Source organism: Saccharopolyspora gregorii (assembly GCF_024734405.1).
Classification (GTDB): domain Bacteria; phylum Actinomycetota; class Actinomycetes; order Mycobacteriales; family Pseudonocardiaceae; genus Saccharopolyspora_C; species Saccharopolyspora_C gregorii.
This window is the reverse complement of record NZ_CP059556.1, coordinates 4173253-4190799: the sequence shown is the minus strand read 5'-3', so window position 1 is coordinate 4190799 and position 17547 is coordinate 4173253. Positions and strand designations below refer to the sequence as shown.

18 protein-coding genes are annotated in these 17547 nt (G+C 72.4%); 8 read left to right on the top strand and 10 right to left on the bottom strand.

The features are described 5' to 3' along the window. Positions 1-175: 175 nt before the first annotated feature. From H1226_RS18150 to H1226_RS18130, 5 genes are all read left to right on the top strand, one after another. Positions 176-1081 carry an SDR family oxidoreductase gene (locus H1226_RS18150; protein WP_258341800.1) on the top strand — a complete coding sequence of 302 codons (906 nt, stop codon included), beginning with the start codon at positions 176-178 and terminating at the stop codon, positions 1079-1081. A 297-nt stretch (positions 1082-1378) separates the two neighbouring features. Next, the gene (locus tag H1226_RS18145) at positions 1379-2521 is read left to right on the top strand and encodes an LLM class flavin-dependent oxidoreductase (protein ID WP_258341799.1); all 1143 of its coding nucleotides are present in this window, start codon (positions 1379-1381) and stop codon (positions 2519-2521) included. Between the two features lie 349 nt (positions 2522-2870). Then, on the top strand, positions 2871-3107 hold the full coding sequence (locus tag H1226_RS18140) for a hypothetical protein (RefSeq protein ID WP_258341798.1): 237 nt from the start codon (positions 2871-2873) through the stop codon (positions 3105-3107). Between the two features lie 729 nt (positions 3108-3836). Further along, positions 3837-4691 carry a helix-turn-helix domain-containing protein gene (locus H1226_RS18135; RefSeq protein ID WP_258341797.1) on the top strand — a complete coding sequence of 285 codons (855 nt, stop codon included), beginning with the start codon at positions 3837-3839 and terminating at the stop codon, positions 4689-4691. A gap of 10 nt (positions 4692-4701) precedes the next feature. After that, entirely contained in the window at positions 4702-4890 is a 189-nt protein-coding gene (locus H1226_RS18130) for a DUF397 domain-containing protein (protein WP_258341796.1), read from the top strand. Here H1226_RS18130 and H1226_RS18125 read toward each other — a convergent pair whose 3' ends face one another. Together H1226_RS18125 and H1226_RS28360 are read right to left on the bottom strand one after the other, a co-directional pair. Continuing rightward, positions 4891-6216, bottom strand: a complete 1326-nt coding sequence (locus tag H1226_RS18125; RefSeq protein ID WP_258341795.1) for an MFS transporter — start codon at positions 6214-6216, stop codon at positions 4891-4893. 62 nt (positions 6217-6278) lie between these two features. After that, a complete protein-coding gene (locus tag H1226_RS28360; RefSeq protein ID WP_373690084.1) occupies positions 6279-6356 on the bottom strand; it encodes a putative leader peptide in 78 nt (25 codons plus the stop codon). Between the two features lie 366 nt (positions 6357-6722). On the opposite strand from H1226_RS28360, the gene H1226_RS18120 reads away from it, so the two are divergent. After that, positions 6723-8087, top strand: a complete 1365-nt coding sequence (locus H1226_RS18120) for an MFS transporter (protein ID WP_373689958.1) — start codon at positions 6723-6725, stop codon at positions 8085-8087. Positions 8088-8191: 104 nt separating this feature from the next. Here the strand turns inward: H1226_RS18120 and H1226_RS18115 are convergent, their stop codons facing one another. Further along, positions 8192-9106, bottom strand: a complete 915-nt coding sequence (locus H1226_RS18115) for an AraC family transcriptional regulator (protein ID WP_258341794.1) — start codon at positions 9104-9106, stop codon at positions 8192-8194. A 57-nt stretch (positions 9107-9163) separates the two neighbouring features. Here H1226_RS18115 and H1226_RS18110 point away from each other — a divergent pair, with 57 nt between their 5' ends. Beyond that, complete coding sequence (locus H1226_RS18110; RefSeq protein WP_258341793.1) at positions 9164-10162, top strand: zinc-dependent alcohol dehydrogenase family protein; 999 nt, start codon at positions 9164-9166, stop codon at positions 10160-10162. 403 nt (positions 10163-10565) lie between these two features. Here H1226_RS18110 and H1226_RS18105 read toward each other — a convergent pair whose 3' ends face one another. The 7 genes from H1226_RS18105 to H1226_RS18075 form a co-directional block, all read right to left on the bottom strand. Continuing rightward, positions 10566-11042, bottom strand: a complete 477-nt coding sequence (locus H1226_RS18105; RefSeq protein WP_258341792.1) for a SixA phosphatase family protein — start codon at positions 11040-11042, stop codon at positions 10566-10568. A gap of 123 nt (positions 11043-11165) precedes the next feature. After that, positions 11166-12389, bottom strand: a complete 1224-nt coding sequence (locus H1226_RS18100) for a cytochrome P450 family protein (protein WP_258341791.1) — start codon at positions 12387-12389, stop codon at positions 11166-11168. Further along, positions 12365-13615 carry a cytochrome P450 gene (locus tag H1226_RS18095; protein ID WP_258341790.1) on the bottom strand — a complete coding sequence of 417 codons (1251 nt, stop codon included), beginning with the start codon at positions 13613-13615 and terminating at the stop codon, positions 12365-12367. Before H1226_RS18095 ends, H1226_RS18100 begins: the two co-directional genes overlap by 25 nt. A gap of 46 nt (positions 13616-13661) precedes the next feature. Beyond that, positions 13662-14294: a GTP-binding protein gene (locus tag H1226_RS18090; RefSeq protein WP_258341789.1), complete on the bottom strand. Its 633-nt coding sequence runs from the start codon at positions 14292-14294 to the stop codon at positions 13662-13664. Next, complete coding sequence (locus H1226_RS18085; protein WP_224961201.1) at positions 14263-14631, bottom strand: DUF742 domain-containing protein; 369 nt, start codon at positions 14629-14631, stop codon at positions 14263-14265. Before H1226_RS18085 ends, H1226_RS18090 begins: the two co-directional genes overlap by 32 nt. Then, complete coding sequence (locus tag H1226_RS18080) at positions 14628-15053, bottom strand: roadblock/LC7 domain-containing protein (RefSeq protein ID WP_224961199.1); 426 nt, start codon at positions 15051-15053, stop codon at positions 14628-14630. The genes H1226_RS18085 and H1226_RS18080 overlap by 4 nt, the downstream gene beginning before the upstream one ends. Further along, positions 15050-16354, bottom strand: coding sequence for an ATP-binding protein (locus H1226_RS18075; protein WP_258341788.1), 1305 nt, complete (start codon positions 16352-16354; stop codon positions 15050-15052). The genes H1226_RS18080 and H1226_RS18075 overlap by 4 nt, the downstream gene beginning before the upstream one ends. Positions 16355-16707: 353 nt before the next feature. Between H1226_RS18075 and H1226_RS18070 the strand changes: the two genes are divergently transcribed. Further along, complete coding sequence (locus tag H1226_RS18070; RefSeq protein WP_258341787.1) at positions 16708-17547, top strand: phosphatase PAP2 family protein; 840 nt, start codon at positions 16708-16710, stop codon at positions 17545-17547.

Below are 17547 nucleotides of genomic sequence, written 5' to 3'. Positions count from 1 at the left end.
AGGAGAAAACGCTGTCCTCGCGAGAATCCCGCTGAGAACCCGCGGGTGTCCGGCTGCGTGCGTGGTCGCTGCTCAGCGGCTTCGCCGCTGACGAGAAAAGGACAGAACCTGTCGGGCCGGTCCGATGAGCGCCCAGTCCTACTGAAAGATCATCACTGATCAGGAGACGAGAACGATGGGAAAGTTGATGGTGACCGGCGCGACCGGCCATCTCGGTCGGGCCGCCCTGCACCAGCTGCTGCGCAGCCAGCCCGCGGAACGGCTGGTCGGGCTCGCCCGCGACCCGTCCCGCGCCGCGGACCTGGCCGAGCGGGGCGTCGAGGTGCGCCGCGGCGACTACTTCGACCACGGGTCGCTCGTCCGGGCCTTCGCCGGGGTGGAGCGGCTGCTGCTGGTCTCGGCCGTCGCGCTCAGCGACCGGAACGCGCAGCACTTCAACGCGATCGCCGCGGCGAAGCAGGCCGGGGTCGAGCACGTGGTCTTCACGGCCGTCCAGCGCGATGAAGGCTCGGACGTCCGGCAGCCCGGTGTCACGGACTCGGACGTCTTCGCCGAACAGGCGTTGCAGGCCTCGGGGTTGACCTGGACGGTCCTGCGGCAGCCGATCTTCCTCGACGTGCTGGGCACGAGCCTGGGCGCCGACCCCTACCGGAACGGGGTGCGGGTGCCCGACGGCGCGGGCGCGGTGGCGCCGGCCCTGCGGCGCGACCTGGCGGCGGCGAGCGCGGCGGTGCTCACCGAGGACGGCCACGAGAACACGACCTACACGCTCAGCGGCAGCGAATCCGGGTCGTTCCGCGAGATCGCCGCCGCGCTGAGCGAGGTCCACGGCGCGCCCGTGCCGCACGTGCCCGTCGCACCGGAGGACTACGTCGACGGCTTGATCGCCGAGCTGGGCGTGCCCCGCTCCCTCGCCGAGTTCATGGCGGAGTGGACCGCGGCGATCAACCGCGGTGAGTTCGGGGCGAGCACCGGTGATCTGGAGCGCCTCATCGGCTACCGGCCGACCGGTTACCGCGAGTTCTTCGCGCGGCACTACCCGCTGGTCGTCCCGGACGCCGAGCAGGCGGTCGCGGACTAGCGGCCGCGCCGGGAGCGGGAGCCGTCGAGCACGGCGGCGGCTCCCGCTCCCGGCCGGTGGCATGAAGAAGGACTCATTGACAGCGCACAGGGCCTTTGCTCGGATGGAAAAGTGATCCTGCCGCTGCTGACCCGACGCCGCCACGTGGACTTCGTGCGCGTCGCGGCGCAGCGCTGTCGCGGCTGACGCCACTGCCTCGCGCGCGGGGTTCCGCCGCCGGGTTTCCGTCCCGTCGCGGGCGGTTCCCGCCGCAGCGCGCCCTGACGTCCTCCTTCGCACCCGTTCCGGAGAAGCCCGATGCCGCTCACGTTCCACTGGTTCCTGCCCACCTACGGCGACAGCCGCTACCTCGTCGGCGGCGGTCACGGGGTGAAGACCTCCACGGCGGGCGGGGCTCGCCCGGCGACGCTGGCCTACTTGGGGCAGATCGCGCGCAGCGCCGAGCAGCTGGGCTTCGAGGGCGCGCTGACGCCGACGGGCGCGTGGTGCGAGGACGCGTGGCTGTCCACGGCGATGCTCACCGAGGTCACCGAGCGGCTGAAGTTCCTGGTGGCGTTCCGCCCCGGCCTGCTGTCGCCGACCCTGGGCGCGCAGATGGCGGCGACCTACCAGCGGCACTCCGGCGGCCGGTTGCTGCTGAACGTCGTCACCGGCGGGGAGAGCCACGAGCAACGCGCCTACGGCGACTTCCTGGACAAGGAGGGCCGCTACGCGCGCGCCGACGAGTTCCTGCACGTGGTGCGCTCGTTGTGGCGCGGCGAGCGGGTGGACTTCAGCGGCGAGCACGTGCGGGTGGAGGGCGCGGAGCTGACCCGCACGCCGGACCCGGTGCCGGAGGTCTACTTCGGCGGTTCCTCGCCCGCGGCGGGTGCGGTCGCCGCGAAGCACTCCGACGTGTACCTGACGTGGGGCGAGCCGCCCGCGAAGGTCGCCGAGAAGATCGCCTGGATCAAGTCGCTCGCCGCCGAGCAGGGCCGCACGCCGCGCTTCGGCATCCGGCTGCACGTGATCAGCCGGGACACCTCGGAGCAGGCGTGGGCGGAGGCGCGGCGGCTGCTGGACGCGCTGGACCCGGCGACGATCGAGCAGGTGCAGCGGGGCCTGTCCCGCAGCGAGTCGGAAGGCCAGCGGCGGATGCTGGAGCTGCACGGCGGCAAGTCCGACGACCTGGAGATCTACCCGAACCTGTGGGCCGGGGTGGGCCTGGTGCGCGGCGGCGCGGGCACCGCGCTCGTCGGCAGCCACGAGGAGGTCGCGGCCCGCATCGAGGAGTACGCGGCGCTGGGTCTGGACGAGTTCGTGCTCTCCGGGCACCCGCACCTGGAGGAGGCGTACTGGTTCGGCGAAGGCGTGCTGCCGATCCTGGAGCGCAAGGGCCTGTGGCGGCACCCGGGCGCTCCGGAACCCGTTGCGGCGCAGGCGATCCCGTTCGCGGAGTGACCCCTTCGCCGGGTGGCTCGATCCGCCGGGTGATCTGGTTCGTCGGGTGATTCGGTTCGATGGGTGACTCGGTTCGCCGAGCGATCCCCTTCGTCAGGTGATCCGGTTCGTCGGGTGACCTGGTTCGCCGAGCGACTCGGTACGCCGGGTGGGCCGATTCCACCGGGTGGGCCGATGTCGCCAGGTGATCCGATACGCCGGATGGGCCGATTTCGCCGGTCGATCCGGACCTGCACGGCAGATCCGGCGCTGATGCGGATTGGTGCCGGACGTTCCCCCGTACGGTTCCAACATCGGGCGCGCGGAGGTGTTCCCCGCGGACTCGCCCGCTCGTTCTGGGGAGGACGCCATGGGTTTGCTGCACGCCTACTACATGTCGAAGCTCGTGTCGGAAGCGAGGCGGGAGTACGAGGCGGGGGAGCCGGTGTACGTCGCCGGTTTCGACGTGAACCTCCGGCGGACGTCGATGCGGCAGGTGCGACGCGAGATCGAGCGGATCGAGAAGGCGCTCAAACCGATCGGCTGGCAGCTGGCCGACGTCGAGCAGTTCTTCGCCTCCGTCCAGCTCTCCTTCGTCCAGAGCTAGCCCCGACCTCAGCACGCCCATCAGGTGCAGGCCTGCCCAGCCCGACCGGGAGAGCGGGCCGTCGACCCGGAGTGGCGGGAGCCCGCCGCCGCGGCCGCTCGGGGCGGTGCGGCGCAGCGGCGACGGGTCCGCCCGCCCGGCCCCGTCGGGGAAGGTGGGCCGGGCGGAGTCCCGGCTCGCTCGGGGGAGGCGGGGGAGTGCCGCGAGCCGGGAAGTGCGTCAGGCGATGAGCATCGGCAGCGTCCCTACCGCGGAGGCGCAGAGCGCCCGCCCCAGGTGGCCCGGGTTCGGCCGCGCGCGGCGCAGGTGCGCCGGACCTTCGACGCGGTGTCCGCAGAGGCAGCGCAGCGGTCGTCCAGGAGCCCGGCGGGGACGATGCCATCGTCCGTCGGACGGCCCGCACGCCCAGCGGGCGCCGGTCTCGCGGACGATCCGGAGCGGGAGGCCGCGCGGCGGGACTTCGACTCCCGCGCACAGTCCAGGCAGGACGCCGCACCGCGGATCGCACGCCCGCTGATCGGCAGGCCGCACCGCGTCCGCCGCGTCGTGCCCGCTTCGGCCTCGTGGACCACGCCGTCGGGCGTGGTGGATGAGTACCAGCTCACCCATGCCCACCTCCTCGCACTCTTGGTAGCGGCTCGTACACTCACTGTCATCTTGCTAGCTATGAAGCTAGCGGCTAGTAGCTAGGTTCGATAGTTCCCTGATCGGGCGAAAGTGGAGTCGCGCATGTCGAACGCACGGCAGATCACCTTGGGCAAGCTGATCCGCGACCTGCGGAAGTCGGCCAAGGTGACCATCCAGCAGGCGGCCACCCACCTGGACTGCTCGACGGCCAAGATCGGCCATTGGGAACGCGGCCTCTACCGGACCAATCGCAGCGAGCTGGCCGATCTGCTCGACCTGTACGAGGTCGACGCCGAAACCCGCGAGCGCGTCGAAAGGCTGCGACGCGAGGCCGCGCGGGTCCAGAAGGGGGCTGAATGGTGGGACCCGTACGACCTTCCCAAGTGGTTCTCGCCGTTCATCGGTCTCGAACAGGAGGCGATCGAGTTCTTCACGTTCGAGCTCGGCATCATCCCGGGGCTGCTGCAAACGCGGGACTACGCCCGGGCGGTTCACCGTGCGGGACGCATCGCGCTCGGAGACCAGCAGGTCGAAGACTGGGTGGAAGCCCGGGTCAAGCGGCAGGAGCGGCTGTCCGGCACCGAGCCGCTGATCGTGCGAGCGGTGATCGCCGAAGAAGCGCTGCACCGGGTCGTCGGAGATGGAGCCACGATGAGCGCCCAGCTGGATGCCCTGCTGGAGCACGCGGCGAAGGACAACGTCGTCCTTCAAGTGCTGGCGTTCGACGCCGGTGCGCACATCAGTCCGCAGGGGTCTTTCGCCGTCTTGCGATTCCCCGCGAACACGGGCGACATCGCATTCGTCGACACACCGCTGAGCGGCCGGATCGTGGACAGTTCGAGGGATACTTCAGAGCTGTCCAGGTTGTTCGGCGAATTGCACCACGCTGCTCTGGATGTTGATCAATCGGTGGCGTTGGTGCGTAAACTGGCCGACGAGTTCCGGCGTCGTCAGTGAGGAGCAGGGCGTGTCCGACACGGGGTGGAAGAAGTCGTCGCGGAGCGCTCAGGGCAGCAACTGCGTCGAGACCGCTCGGCGAGGTGGGTTCCCGGCGATCCGCGATTCCAAGGATCCGGCGGGAGCGCAGCTTCGCTTGTCCGACGCGGTGTTCGGCCGTTTCATTCACCGCGTGAAGCAGGACGGCTTCCGCCGCTGATCATCGTCCCGCGGTGAAGTGGAGGTCTTCGCGGCGGAGCAGCAGGGTCGCCGTCGCTCCGATCGCGCCCGTCGCGACCAGGTAGCCGCACGCCAGCCACGGGGTGCCGCCACCTGCCGCGAGCAGCGCAGTGACGATCAGCGGCGTGAGGCCCGAGGCGTAGATCCCGGAGAACTGGTAGATGAACGACATGCCGGTGTAGCGCAACCGCACCGGCGACAGCTGGGCGTAGAACGTGCCCTGCGGCGCGTAGATCACCGAGTGCACCACGCCCAGCACCAGCACGATCACCACGCCGGTCAGCAGCGGGCTGCGCAGCTGGAACGCCAGGAACGCCGGGTACACCGACAGCGCGAACAGCGCCGAGCCGAGCGCGTACAGCAGCCGCGGGGAACGCCGGTCGCCGATCCGCCCCACCACGGGGATCAGCACGGCCAGCACCAGCGCCGCCGCCATCACGCCGATGAGCACGTCGTTGCGCGGCAGGCCGAGCGTGCCGGTCGCATAGGTCAGGAAGAACACCGCCCAGGTGTTGAACGCCGCGCCCTCCGAGTACCGCGACAGCAGGCCCAGCACCGTGTTGCGGCGGGTCGCCCGGTCCCGGAACAGCTCCAGGAACGGCACCCGCGCGGTGCCCTGCAACTCCCGCATCTGCTGGAACGCGGGCGTCTCCGCCACCCGCAGCCGGATCACCAGGCCGACCAGCACCAGCACCAGGCTCAGCCCGAACGCGATCCGCCAGCCGTAGCCGAGGAACTGCTCGTCGTCGAGCACGTTGCCCAGCAGCGCGAACAACCCGGTGCCCAGGCCGAGGCCGAGCGCGAGGCCCACCTGCGGCCAGGAACCGTAGGACGAGCGCTTGCCGGGTGGCGCGTACTCGACGGCCATCAGCACCGCCCCGGCCCACTCGCCACCGATCGCCAAGCCCTGGAACAGCCGCAGCAGCACCAGCAGCAGCGGCGCCCACATGCCCGCCTGCTCGTAGGTCGGCAGCGCGCCCATCGCCGCCGTGGCCAGCCCCATCACGACCATCGTGGTGACGAGGGTGCGCTTGCGGCCGATGCGGTCGCCGATGTGGCCGAACAGGATGCCGCCCAGCGGCCGGGCCACGAACCCGACGAAGAAGGTGGTGAACGCCAGCATCGTGCCGACGGCCGGATCGGCGGTCGGGAAGAACAGCTTGTCGAACACCAGGCTGGCGGCGGTGCTGTACAGGAAGAAGTCGTACCACTCGACGGTCGTGCCGATGAGGCTCGACGTGATGACGGTGCGGACGTTCTTCGCCGACGAGCCGTGCTCGGCCGGCTCGGTCAGGGCGGTGGTCATGCTCGGCGGACTCCTGGCTGCGGCGGGGTGCGGCGCGCGGGCGCGGCCGGTGCGGGGGGCGGTCAGGAGTCCGGACAGGCCGCGGACGCCACCCGCAGCAGATCCACGTGGTGGCGCGAGGTGAGCAGGGCCGGTCGCACGCGACGACGCTAGGAACGGCCGCCACCGCTGTCAACGAACCGGTGTCGATGCCCACCTCGTCCCGGATGCTGGGACGTGGTCGCGTCCCGGCTCGCCGCCGGGACGGGGCGGAAGTCCCCGCGGGCCAGCGGGTTCGGGCGGATGCGGTGCGCTCCTGGACGGATCGGACCACGTTGTGTCCACTGTGGATGGTTGCTGTGGCGGATTCCACGCTTTCGGGCGCTAACCTCTCGCGCTCGGCCGACGACGATGAGTGCGGAACCGAAAATTCGCGGAAGGGGCACGACGTGGCAGGCGACCGACCGGAGAGTCGGCAATCGGACGACCGTGATCGCAGCGGCGGGGCACCGCCACCGATCACCCGAGTGGCCGCCACCTCGGCGAACCCGGGCAGCGCCCCACCGCCGTCCCGATCAGCGGGAACCGGGGCGCGGCAGGCGTGGCTGATCTGGGGCGCCGCCGTCCTCACCTACCTCGCGGCCGTGTTCCACCGCGGAACGCTCGGCGTCGCCGGCCCGCTCGCCATCGACCGGTTCGAGGTCGGGCCCGCCGCGCTGAGCGCGTTCACCGTGCTGCAGGTCGGGATCTACGCCGCCATGCAGATCCCCACCGGGCTCCTGGTGGACCGGTTCGGGTCCCGTCGCGTGCTCACCGCCGCGGTGCTGCTGCTCGGCTGCGGGCAGCTGCTGTTCGCCCTCGCCACCTCCTACCCGATGGGGCTGCTGGCGCGCGGCGTGCTCGGCGTCGGTGACGCGCTGACCTGGGTGAGCATCCTGCGGCTCGTGGCCACCCGGTTCTCCGCCCGCCAGTACGCGCTGGTCGCCACCCTGTCCGCCGCGGCGGGCGCGCTCGGCGGCGTCGCCGCCACCTTCCCGCTGACCGCGCTGCTCGGGGCCCTCGGCTGGACGTGGACGTTCCTGCTCGTCGGCGCGATCACCGCCGCCTACGCGGGCGTGACGACCGGGGTGGTGCGCGACGTGCCCGGCACCACCTCCGGCGCCGAGGACGCCGGCGCCATCCTGCGGAAGGTGCGCTCGGCGTGGGCGATCCCGGGCACCAGGCTCGCGTTCTGGGCGCACTTCGGCACCATGTTCGTGCCCAACGCGCTGAGCCTGCTGTGGGGCTACCCGTACCTGGTCGAAGGCGTCGGCGTGCCGCCCGCGACCGCGAGCGTCGTGCTCAGCCTGCTGATCATCGGGCAGGTCGCGGGCGGGCCGCTCGTCGGCGCGATCATCGGGCGGTTCCCCGCCTGCCGGATGCCGCTCGTGCTCGGCTACCTCGTGGCCAACGGGCTGACCTGGCTGGTGCTGCTGAGCTTCGCGCAGCCGCCGCTGGCCGTGGTGTGCGGGGCGTTCCTGGTGTTCGCGATGGGCGGGCCCGTCTCCAGCGTCGCGTTCGCGCTGGTCCGCGACTACAACCCGATCAGCCAGGTCGGCACCGCCACCGGCATCGCCAACGTCGGCGGGCACAGCGCCACCGCGCTCAGCGTGCTCGCCGTCGGCCTGGTGCTGCAGCTGGCGGGCGGCGGGTACCGGGTGGCGCTGCTCGCGCTCGTCGCGGTGCTGCTGCTGAGCGCGTTCCGCACCGCGGTGTGGTGGCGCCGGGTGCGCGCGGCCGTGCTCACCGCGCAGGACCGCGGGGACCAGGTGCCGGTGGTGCTGCGCCGCCGCCGCTGGACCTCCAGGACGACCCGGCGCCGGTGGTCGCGACGCGCTGATCACCCCGGCTGAACGGCCCGCCCGACCGGCCGTTCGGCCTGCTGACCGCCGCAGGTGATCGGCCCGAGCGGGGACCGCCTCCGGCGAGCGGTCCGTTCCGCGGGGAGGCGGGCCGTTCACCGCGTGCGGGTCGCGCGCCACGTGGTGGGGGAGACGCCTTCGCGGCGCAGGAACGCGCGGCTCAGCGCGGTGCCGGTGGGGTGGCCGACGCGCACCGCGATCTCCTGCACGCTCAGCGAGGTCTCCCGCAGCAGCGCCTTCGCGCGGTACGTCCGCCACGCCGCCAGGTAGCTCAGCGGCGTGTCGCCGGTCCGCTCCTTGAACAGCGCCGCGAACGCCGACCGCGACATCCCGGCCACCTGCGCCAGCGACCGCACCGTCCACGGGTGCGCCAGGTCCGCGTGCAGCGCCCGCACCGCACCGGCCAGCCGCGGATCCCGCAGCGCCGCGACCCAGCCGACGGTGCCGCCGCCGACGTCCGCGCAGCAGGCGCGCACCGCCTGCACGAACAGCACGTCGGACAGGCGGCTCGTGACGAACCCGGAGCCGAGCCCCGCCGCCGCGGACTCCCGCGCGATCAGGTCGAACGTGCCGCGCAGCAGCTCGCCGGCCACCGTGTCCAGGCGCAGCCGGAACAGCGGCGGCAGCAGCCCGAACAGCGCGTCCGCGGCGACCGCGTCGAAGCTGAACCGGGCGGACACCAGCTCGGTCAGTTCCCCGTCCCCGCCGAACCGGACGTCGCCCTCGCAGTCCGCCAGCGGGCGGCCCGGCTCGTCCTGCAGCGCGAACCCGGTGCCCGCCCGCACCAGCACGCAGTCGTCCGCGGTCAGCCGCAGGGGTTCCCGCAGCGCCGCCCCGGTCAGCCAGCACGATCCGGTGGTGATCAGCACCAGCCGCGCCACCTGCCGGGAGCGGAACGCGATGCCCCACGGCGCGCGCGCCGCCATCCGCACGTACCGGGACTCCTCGATCCGCATGGTGGCGAGGAGGTCGTCTACCGGGTCCACGCGCCGCCCCTGGACGAACTGCACCGAATCATGGACGGAAGGGTACGTGCCGTCTAGCGGTCCCGGTCTACGGTCGAGGGCATGGGACGACTGATGCGCACGTTCGAGGTGCCCGGGGACGGCGGACCGCTGCGGCCGCGGGAACGCCCGGTGCCGACCCCGGCCGCCGGGGAGGTGCTGGTGCGGGTCCGAGCCCGCTCGATCAACGCCCGCGACCTGCCGATCGTGGAAGGGCGCTACTCGATGCCGGTGCCGCCCGGGCGGATCCCGCTGTCCGACGCCGCGGGCACCGTCGACGCGGTCGGTGCGGGCGTGCGCGGCTTCCAGGTCGGCGACCGGGTGATGAGCACCTTCCACCCGGAGTGGCTGCACGGGACGCTCGACGGCTGGGGCGAGCTGTACGGGGTGCAGCGCGACGGATGGCTCGCCGAGCACGTCGCCGTCGCCGAGCACTCCGTGCTACCGGTGCCGGAACACCTGTCGTTCGAGGAAGCCGCGACGCTGCCCTGCGCCGCGCTCACCGCGTTCTCCGCGCTCGACGGCATCGGCGCCGGTGACTCGGTGCTGCTGCAGGGCTGCGGCGGCGTCTCCATGTTCGCGCTGCAGTTCGCCCGCCTGGCCGGGGCGCGGGTGCTGATCACCACGTCCGGCCCGGTGAAGGCGCGGTGGCTGCGCGAGCTCGGCGCCCCCGACGTCATCGACCGCACCGCGGTCCCCGAGTGGGGCGACGAGGTGCGAGCGCGCACCGGCGGACGCGGCGTGGACCGGGTGGTGGAGATCGGCGGCGCCGGGACCATCGGGCAGTCGCTGCGCGCCCTCGCCCACGGCGGGCTGATCTCGCTGGTCGGGAACCTCGCCGACGGGGCGGGCCTGGACCTCGGGGCGTTCCTGGGCCGCGGCGCGACGCTGCGGGCCATCGCGGTCGGCAGCCGCAGCGACTTCGAACGGATGATCCGCGTCCTCGAGCAGCACCGGCTGCACCCGCTCATCGACCGGGCCTTCCCCTTCGACGAAGCCCCCGAAGCGTTCACCCACTTCGCCACCAAGGACACCATCGGCAAGATCATCATCGGGGACTGAACTGCCTGTATCCGAACTCGGTTTGCGGAGCACCGAGGTGGCGGAACCTCAGCGGTTCCCTCGCTGCGGATCTTTTTCCCAAGTGGCTCCGCCACGAGGGAAAAAGCTGTCCTCGCGAGGGAACCGCTGAGAACCCGCTGGTGGTCGGTCTGCGTGCGTGGTCGTCAGCTCAGCGGCTTCGCCGCTGACAAGAAACGGACAAAACCGCCGGCTTCGCCTTCCTGTCAGCGGCGAAGCCGCTGAGCGGAGACCCAGCACGCAAAAGGACCACCCGCGGGTTCTCAGCGTCCTCCTCGCGAGGACAGCTTTTTCTCCTGTGGCGGAGCCACCGGTGAAAAAGATCCCGCAGCGAGGAGGACGCTGAGGTTCCGCCACCCCACCCCGAAAGAAAAACGACCCGTGGTCATCCCCGAGGCTTCGCCGAGTCCTGCAGGGTGGCCCAGCCCGGTTCGACCTGGGACCAGGAACCGGTGCCGGTGAGCACCGCCAGCTCCGTCGTGGCCAGCTGGTGCGGCACGCCGGTCAGCACCGCGACCAGGTCCTCCAGCCCGGGGTTGTGGCCGACCAGCACCGCGGTCGCGGCCTCGTCGGGCACGTCGTTGAGCACCGCGATCAGCTCACCGGCCGTGGCGCCGTAGAGGCGCTTGTCGTGCCGGGTCTCGACCTTGCCGGTCACGCCCGAGATCAGCTGCCAGGTGCGCCGAGCCCGCTTGGCGGGGGAGCAGAGCGCGAAGCCGATGTCGGGCACCCGCTCGGCCAGCCACCTCCCCGCCTCCGGCGCGTCCCGTTCGCCACGTTCCGTGAGCGGGCGTTCGAAGTCCTCGACGTCGTCCGGCCACGCCGACTTCGCGTGCCTGCACACCACCAGAGTGCGTGTCATCGCCACCGTTCCTCATCGTCGTGGCGTCCAGGGTAGTAGGACGGGCGCTGCCGAGGCGTCCGCCGAAACCGGTGCCCGGAGCCGCATTTCCCGTCGGAAGCGGACGAACCGCGCAGGCCGGGCTCAGCCCGCGAGCCGCACCGGCAGCGCCTTCGGGCCGTTGGAGATGAACGACTCGGACGGTTCCAGCGCGTCGGAGTCCACCGCGAGGGCGAGGTCCGGGAACCGGTCGAACAGCGCGGGCAGCGCGATCTGCGCCTCCAGCCTCGCCAGCGCCGCGCCGAGGCAGAAGTGCGGGCCGAAGCCGAACGCCAGGTGGTCCCGCGCGCCGCGGCGGGCGTCGAACACCTCCGGGGCGTCGTAGTGGCCGGGGTCCCGGTTCGCCGCCGCGTAGGACGCGAGGATCGCGTCGCCCTCGGCGATGACGGTGCCGTCGGCGAGCTTGATATCGGTGGTGGCGAACCGCAGCGGCACGTTCGCCAGCGCCGGCTGCCAGCGCAGCGTCTCCTCGATCACGTCGTCCCAGCCGATGTCGCCCGCGCGCAGCGCGGCGCGCTGCGCGGGGTGCGTGGTCAGCGCGACCACGGCCTGGCCGAGCAGGTTCACCGTGGTCTCGTGCCCGGCGCCGATCATGAGGATCAGGGTGTCGGCGAGTTCCCGTTCGCTGAGCCGGTTCTGCTCCTCGTCGCGGGCCGCGAGCAGTCCGCTGGTGAGGTCGTCGCCGGGGTGCTGCCGCTTCGATTCGATGAGGTCGGTGAGGAAGCGGCCCATCTCCTGCGCCGTCGCCGCCGTCTCCTCCGGGGTGGCGGAGGTGCGGAACACCTCGTCGACGATGTGGCGCAGCGTCCCGCGCATCTCGGCGGGCACTCCGAACAGGTCGGTGATGACCGCGATCGGCAGCGGGTAGGTGAAGCCGGTGCGCAGGTCCACCTCGCCGGTCTCCGCGGCCAGGCCGTCCAGCAGCTCGGCGGTGATCTGCTCGATGCGGGGACGCAGCGCCTGCACCCGGCGCGGCGTGAACGCCTTCGACACGAGGCCGCGCAGCCGGGTGTGCTCCGAGCCGAACGCGGTGAACATGTTGTCCACGCCGACCCAGGAGATCAGCGGCCAGTCCGCCGGGATCTCGCCGCGGATCCACGCGGGCCAGTGCTGCCGCGGGTCCTTCGACACCCGCGGATCGGACAGCAGCCCGCGCAGCTCGCCGTGGTCGGTGATCACCCACGCCGGGACGTCCCCGGGCAGCGTCACCAGCGCGGCCGAGCCGTGCGCGCGCAGCCGGTCGGCTTCCCCGTGCACGTCGGCACCGGCCGGGTCGAGAGCGGCTACCGGGCACTGCGATGCGGACATCCTGATCCTCCTGTGGTGGGGTCGGCGAGCGAGGACACGGCTGGGAAGCGCACCGGCAGGGCCGTCAGCGCCCGGTGGAAGGGGCCGGGGCGCCACCGCAGCGGTTGCTGATCATCCAGCTCGACTTCGGGAACGTAGTCCAAAAGGGTCTCCAGCGCCACGGTCGCGATCAAGCGCGCGGGCCTGCTCGCGGGGCAGGTGTGCGCGCCCGCGCTGAACGCGAGGTGCGCCCGGTTGCCCGCCGGGATCTGCCCCGATGGGTGCAGCGCCGGGTCGGTGTTGATCGCGGCCATCGAGATCACCACCGGCTCGTCGGCGGGCAGCAGCACGCGCCCCAGGTACACCGGGTGCCGCGGGTAGGTGATCGCGTAGTTCGCCAGCGGGGTGAACCGCCACAGCACGTCGTCGAGCGCTTCGTCCAGCGCGACGCTGCCGGTGGCCACCGCGTCGGCCACCCGGTGTTCGGTCAGCAGCAGGTACAGCGCGTTCGCGATCCAGTTGCCCAGCGGTTCGGCGCCCGCGCCCATCGTGATGATCAGCTGGTGCTGCAGCTCGTCGTCGTCGAGGCCGTGCGGGTGCTCGATCATCCGGGTCGTCACGTCGTCGCCGGGGTTCGCGCGCTTGTACCGGACGAGGTCGTTGACGCTCTCCTCCAGGTACCGGTTCGCCAGCTGCGGGTCGGTGCCGTCCCAGAGCGCGGCGATCGCGGCGACCATGGCCTGCGCGATCTCGGCGGGGCAGCCGAACATCTGCTGCAGCACCAGCATCGGCAGCTGCGCCGCGTACTCGCCGAGCAGGTCGGCGTGGCCGCGGCCGGTGAACCCGCCGATCAGCCGGATCGCGCTGGACTGCACGAAGCGCCGCAGCTGGGCCGGTTTCACCGCGGTGAGGCTGTTCTCCACCGGCGGGCGCAGCCGCGCGTGCCGCTCCCCGTCGGCGAACAGCGTGTTCGGCCGCCACGACATCATCGGCAGCACCGGGGTGTCCGGCGGAGCGGTGTCCTGCCAGCGGCGGGAGTCCTTGACGAACACGTGCGGGCTGCGCAGCACCTGCAGCGCCGTCTCGTAGTCCACCACCAGCATCGCGGGCACGTCCGGGGCCAGCGTCACCGGCACGATCGGGCCGCGGGAGCGCAGCCGCGCGTACACCTGGTCCGGGTGCGCGGTGAACTCGTCGCCGTGCAGCGGGATGCGGTCTTGCAGGTCGGGGCCGGGCAGGGCCGTCATGGTCGCTCCGTCGTCGGGGAGGTCGTCGGGGGCTGGGGGAGTGCGGTCACGAGCGCACCGTCGGGTCGGCGGCGTGCCTGCCGGAGGTCGAGGCCAGCAGCACGTGCTCGACCAGGTCGATCAGCACCCGGGTGCAGGAGCCGACGTCCCGCGCGTCGCACACCGCGACCGGCGTGTCCGGCTGCGGGTCGAGCGCTTCGCGCAGGTCCGCCACCGAGTGCAGCGGTGCCGAGTCGAAGGCGTTCACCGCGATCGCGTAGGGCACGCCGAGCTCCTCCACCTGGTCCATCACGTCGAACGAGTCCGCCAGCCGCCGGGTGTCCGCCAGCACCAGCGCGCCCAGCGCGCCGTTCGCCAGCGTCCGCCAGAGGTAGGTGAACCGCTGCTGGCCCGGCGTGCCGAACAGGTACAGCACCAGCTGGTCGTTGAGGGTGCGGCGGCCGAAGTCCAGCGCCACGGTGGTCGTCGTCTTCGCCGGGGTGAGGTGCAGGTCGTCGACCGCCTCGCTGGCCGAGGTCAGCGATTCCTCGGTGTGCAGCGGCACGATCTCCGACATGGTGTCGACGAACGTGGTCTTGCCGACCCCGGCCGGGCCGACCACGAGGATCTTGGCCGACCGCCGCACCGTCTCCGCGACGTAGGCCGACTCAGGCGGAGGTGTCCAGGCGGCGGAGTCCATCGAGCACCTCCTGCAGCAGATCCGTGCTGGGCACCGACGCCGGGCGGTTCGCCGAGGCGGGCGTCAGGTAGCCCTCGTCGATCAGGTCGGACACCACCACCAGCGCCACCGTCAGCGGCAGCTCGGTGTGCGCGGCGATCTCGGCGACCGCGAGCGCACCGCCCTGGGCGACCTGCACGATCCGGCGGCGGTCCGGATCGAGCTCGGGCACCCCGCCGGTGGCGGCCGCCCGCACCAGGGCGGCCGGTTCCACCGGTTGCTCCGCCCGGGCCCGGCCCCGGGTGAGCACGTAGGAGCGCACCAGCTCCGATTCCCGGCGGTGCGGTCCGGGGGTCACGAACTCCGCCTGGCGGCGGTGCGCGCAGCCGTGCCCATCTCCTGCCCGAGCCGCTTGGCGGTCATCTGCATCTCGGTCGACACCACGCCGAGGTCGGTGTCGGCGTCGGTCACCAGCACGAGGTAGGACTCCTCGCCGAACGGTTGCAGCAGCTGGTAGCCCTGCGCGTGCTGCACCAGCACTTGCTCGAAACCGCCGGTGGGGTAGCCCAGCGGTTCCATCCCGTGCCGGGCGCAGGCTTGCAGCGGCGAGCTGACCGCCGCCCAGCGCTCGGCGTCGGCCTGGTCGAGGCCGGTGTTCTTGACCAGGAGCATCCCGTCGCCGGACACCGCGATGGCCGCCCGGATGCCGGAGTGCTCGACGAGGTCGTCGAGCACCCAGCTCCGGTCGGGTTTCGGCGCCGTCGGGGCCGTCTCGGTCATGCTCGTGCATCCCTTCTGGAAGTGGACGTGTCCAACGGGTCGTCCCCGTCGTGGTCGGGCGCGGTCTCCGCGTCGTCGTCGGTGGTGCGGGTGGCGCGCTGGAGCCCGCGCAGGCCCTGGGCCGCGTCGGTGGTGCGCCGCTGCGCCCCGTCGGCGATGGGCTGCACCGAGGCGCCCTCCGGCGCGGACAGGTCGCCGGAGCGGGTCATGGTGCGGCGGGGGCGCTTGGGCAGTCCGGCGGCGGTGGTCGTGGCCGGTTCGGCCTGGCGGTGCCGCGGAGCGTCCGGTTCGGCGGCGACCGGTACCGCCGCCGGTTCCGGGGCGCTCGGCCCGATCCCGGGTTCGTCCTGCCCGGCGGAGAGCACCGGCTGCTGCTCCAGCGTGGTCAGCAGGTGGTGCGGCACCAGCAGCACCGCGCGCAGCCCGCCGCGGCTGGAGGCGGCGTCGAGGCGCACCGTGAACCCGTAGTTCGCGGCCAGCACGCTGCACCCGGCGAGCCCGGTGCGCGGTGGGTTGCCCAGCTCGGTCAGCTCGATCTCCGAGTCGCCGCGGGACAGCAGCGCGTTGGCCTGGTTCAGCGAGTCCGGCGGCATGCCGACCCCGCCGTCGTGGATCTCCAGCGAGACGCCGTGGTACTCGGCGGTGATCAGCACGTCCACCGGCGCGGTCGGCGGGGAGGAGCGGGTCGCGTTGTCCAGCAGTTCGGCCAGCGCGGCGCTCAGCGGTTCCACCACGCGCCCCAGCACCGCGGTGGTGGTGTCCCGGGTGGACAGCCGGACCCGCTCGTAGTCGTGGATGCGGGACTGGGCGGCGCCGACGAGCCGGGACATCAGCTGCGGGCTGCGCTGCTGGCCGGGCGGGGATCCGCACAGCACGGTCACCAGCTGGGCGCGCCGCTGCGCCTGCGCCAGCAGGTGGTCGATCGGCAGCAGGTCCTCCAGCACGTCCGAGCCGTGCGTGCGCTGCATGTCGTGCAGCCGCCCGGCCGCGTTGTTGGTCAGCGCGAGGATGCGCCGCATCGTGCCGCCGAGCGCTTCCTGGGCGCCCTGCACGACCTCGCGGCGGAACTGCTCGTCCGGTTGGACGGGCAGCGGTTCCAGTGCGGGGGCGGTGGGCGGTTCCACGGCCGCGGCAGGCGGGGCCTGCGCGGGTTCCGGTGCCGGGAGCGGTTCGAGCGCCGAGAGCTGCTCGATCTCCTTGTGCTGTTGGCGCAACCGAGCGCTCAACAACGCCACCGCGGCTCCCAGCAGCACCACCAGGACCACCAGGCCGCCGAGTATCCACCCTGTCGTTTGTTGCATCGCCGTCCTCACCCATCCCGCGCCACCGCGGGTACCTCGGCCTTGCCAGCCGGCTCGTGGTGCTGCGTGCGGCAGCACCACGGCGCACGCGGGCCACCGTAGCGAATGTTGATCACATTGAGTACAGTTGGCCGGTTCGGCCATGATCAACTTCGGAAATGTGATCGAACACTGCTCCGGGCGGGTGGCCGAGGTCTTGCGCGGAGTGCGCCCGCCTGCTCTCGCGCGCCGGATTTCGCCGTCGTGCGCCGCCGAACGAGCGCCCGCGGGGCCGTTCGGGGCATCGGTGCAGGTGTCCGGGTTCCACCGGAGCCGGTACCGGGCCCACGGCGGATCTTCATATGATGTTGGGAATGTCGACACCTGCCGTTCAGCCGTCGTTGGCCGCCGAGCCGAACCCGTACGTGCCCGGCCTGAGCTCCGACCTGTACCGGGGCATCGCGGGCGCGGGCGCGGCGAGCCCCGAGTGGCTGCAGGCGTTCGCCGAGTTCTTCACCGAGGCCGCGATCATCGGCTTCCTCGCGGCCTTCGCCGTGCTGTTCGTCCAGGCGCGCAACGACGAGGACCACGTGATGGCCCGCGCCGTGCTGCCGCCGCTGGGCACCGCGCTCGCCTACCTGGTCAGCGAGGTCGTCAAGTCCTTCGTCCAGGAGGACCGGCCGTGCCGCGCGGTCGCGCACGCGCAGTCCATCGCGGCCTGCCCGGAGCTGGGCGACTGGTCGTTCCCCAGCAACCACTCCACGATCGCCGCGGCCGCCGCGATCGGCCTGTTCTGCGCGCGCCGCAGCTGGGGCTGGGCGGCGGTCGTCGTCGGGCTGCTGACCGGGCTGTCCCGGGTGTTCGTCGGCGTGCACTACCCGCACGACGTGCTGGTGGGCCTGCTGCTGGGCGGGGCCGTCGCGGCGCTGCTGCCGTTGCTGGCCGAGCGGATCACCCCGCTGGTGGGCCGGCTCCGCGAGACGTCCGCGGGTGAACTGGTGCTCGGTGCCGGGGACGACGGCTGGGACGACTTCGCGGACTACGACGACCGGGACGAGCACGAGCACTTCGACGAGTTCGACGACTTCGACGGCGTCCGCGGCGAGGACCGGGCGCGCGCCGGACGTCCCGCGCCCGTCGCGGACGACGACCGCACCGTCCAGCTCCCCGCCGTCGACGACGCCACCGTCCAGCTCCCCACCGTCCGCCGCTGA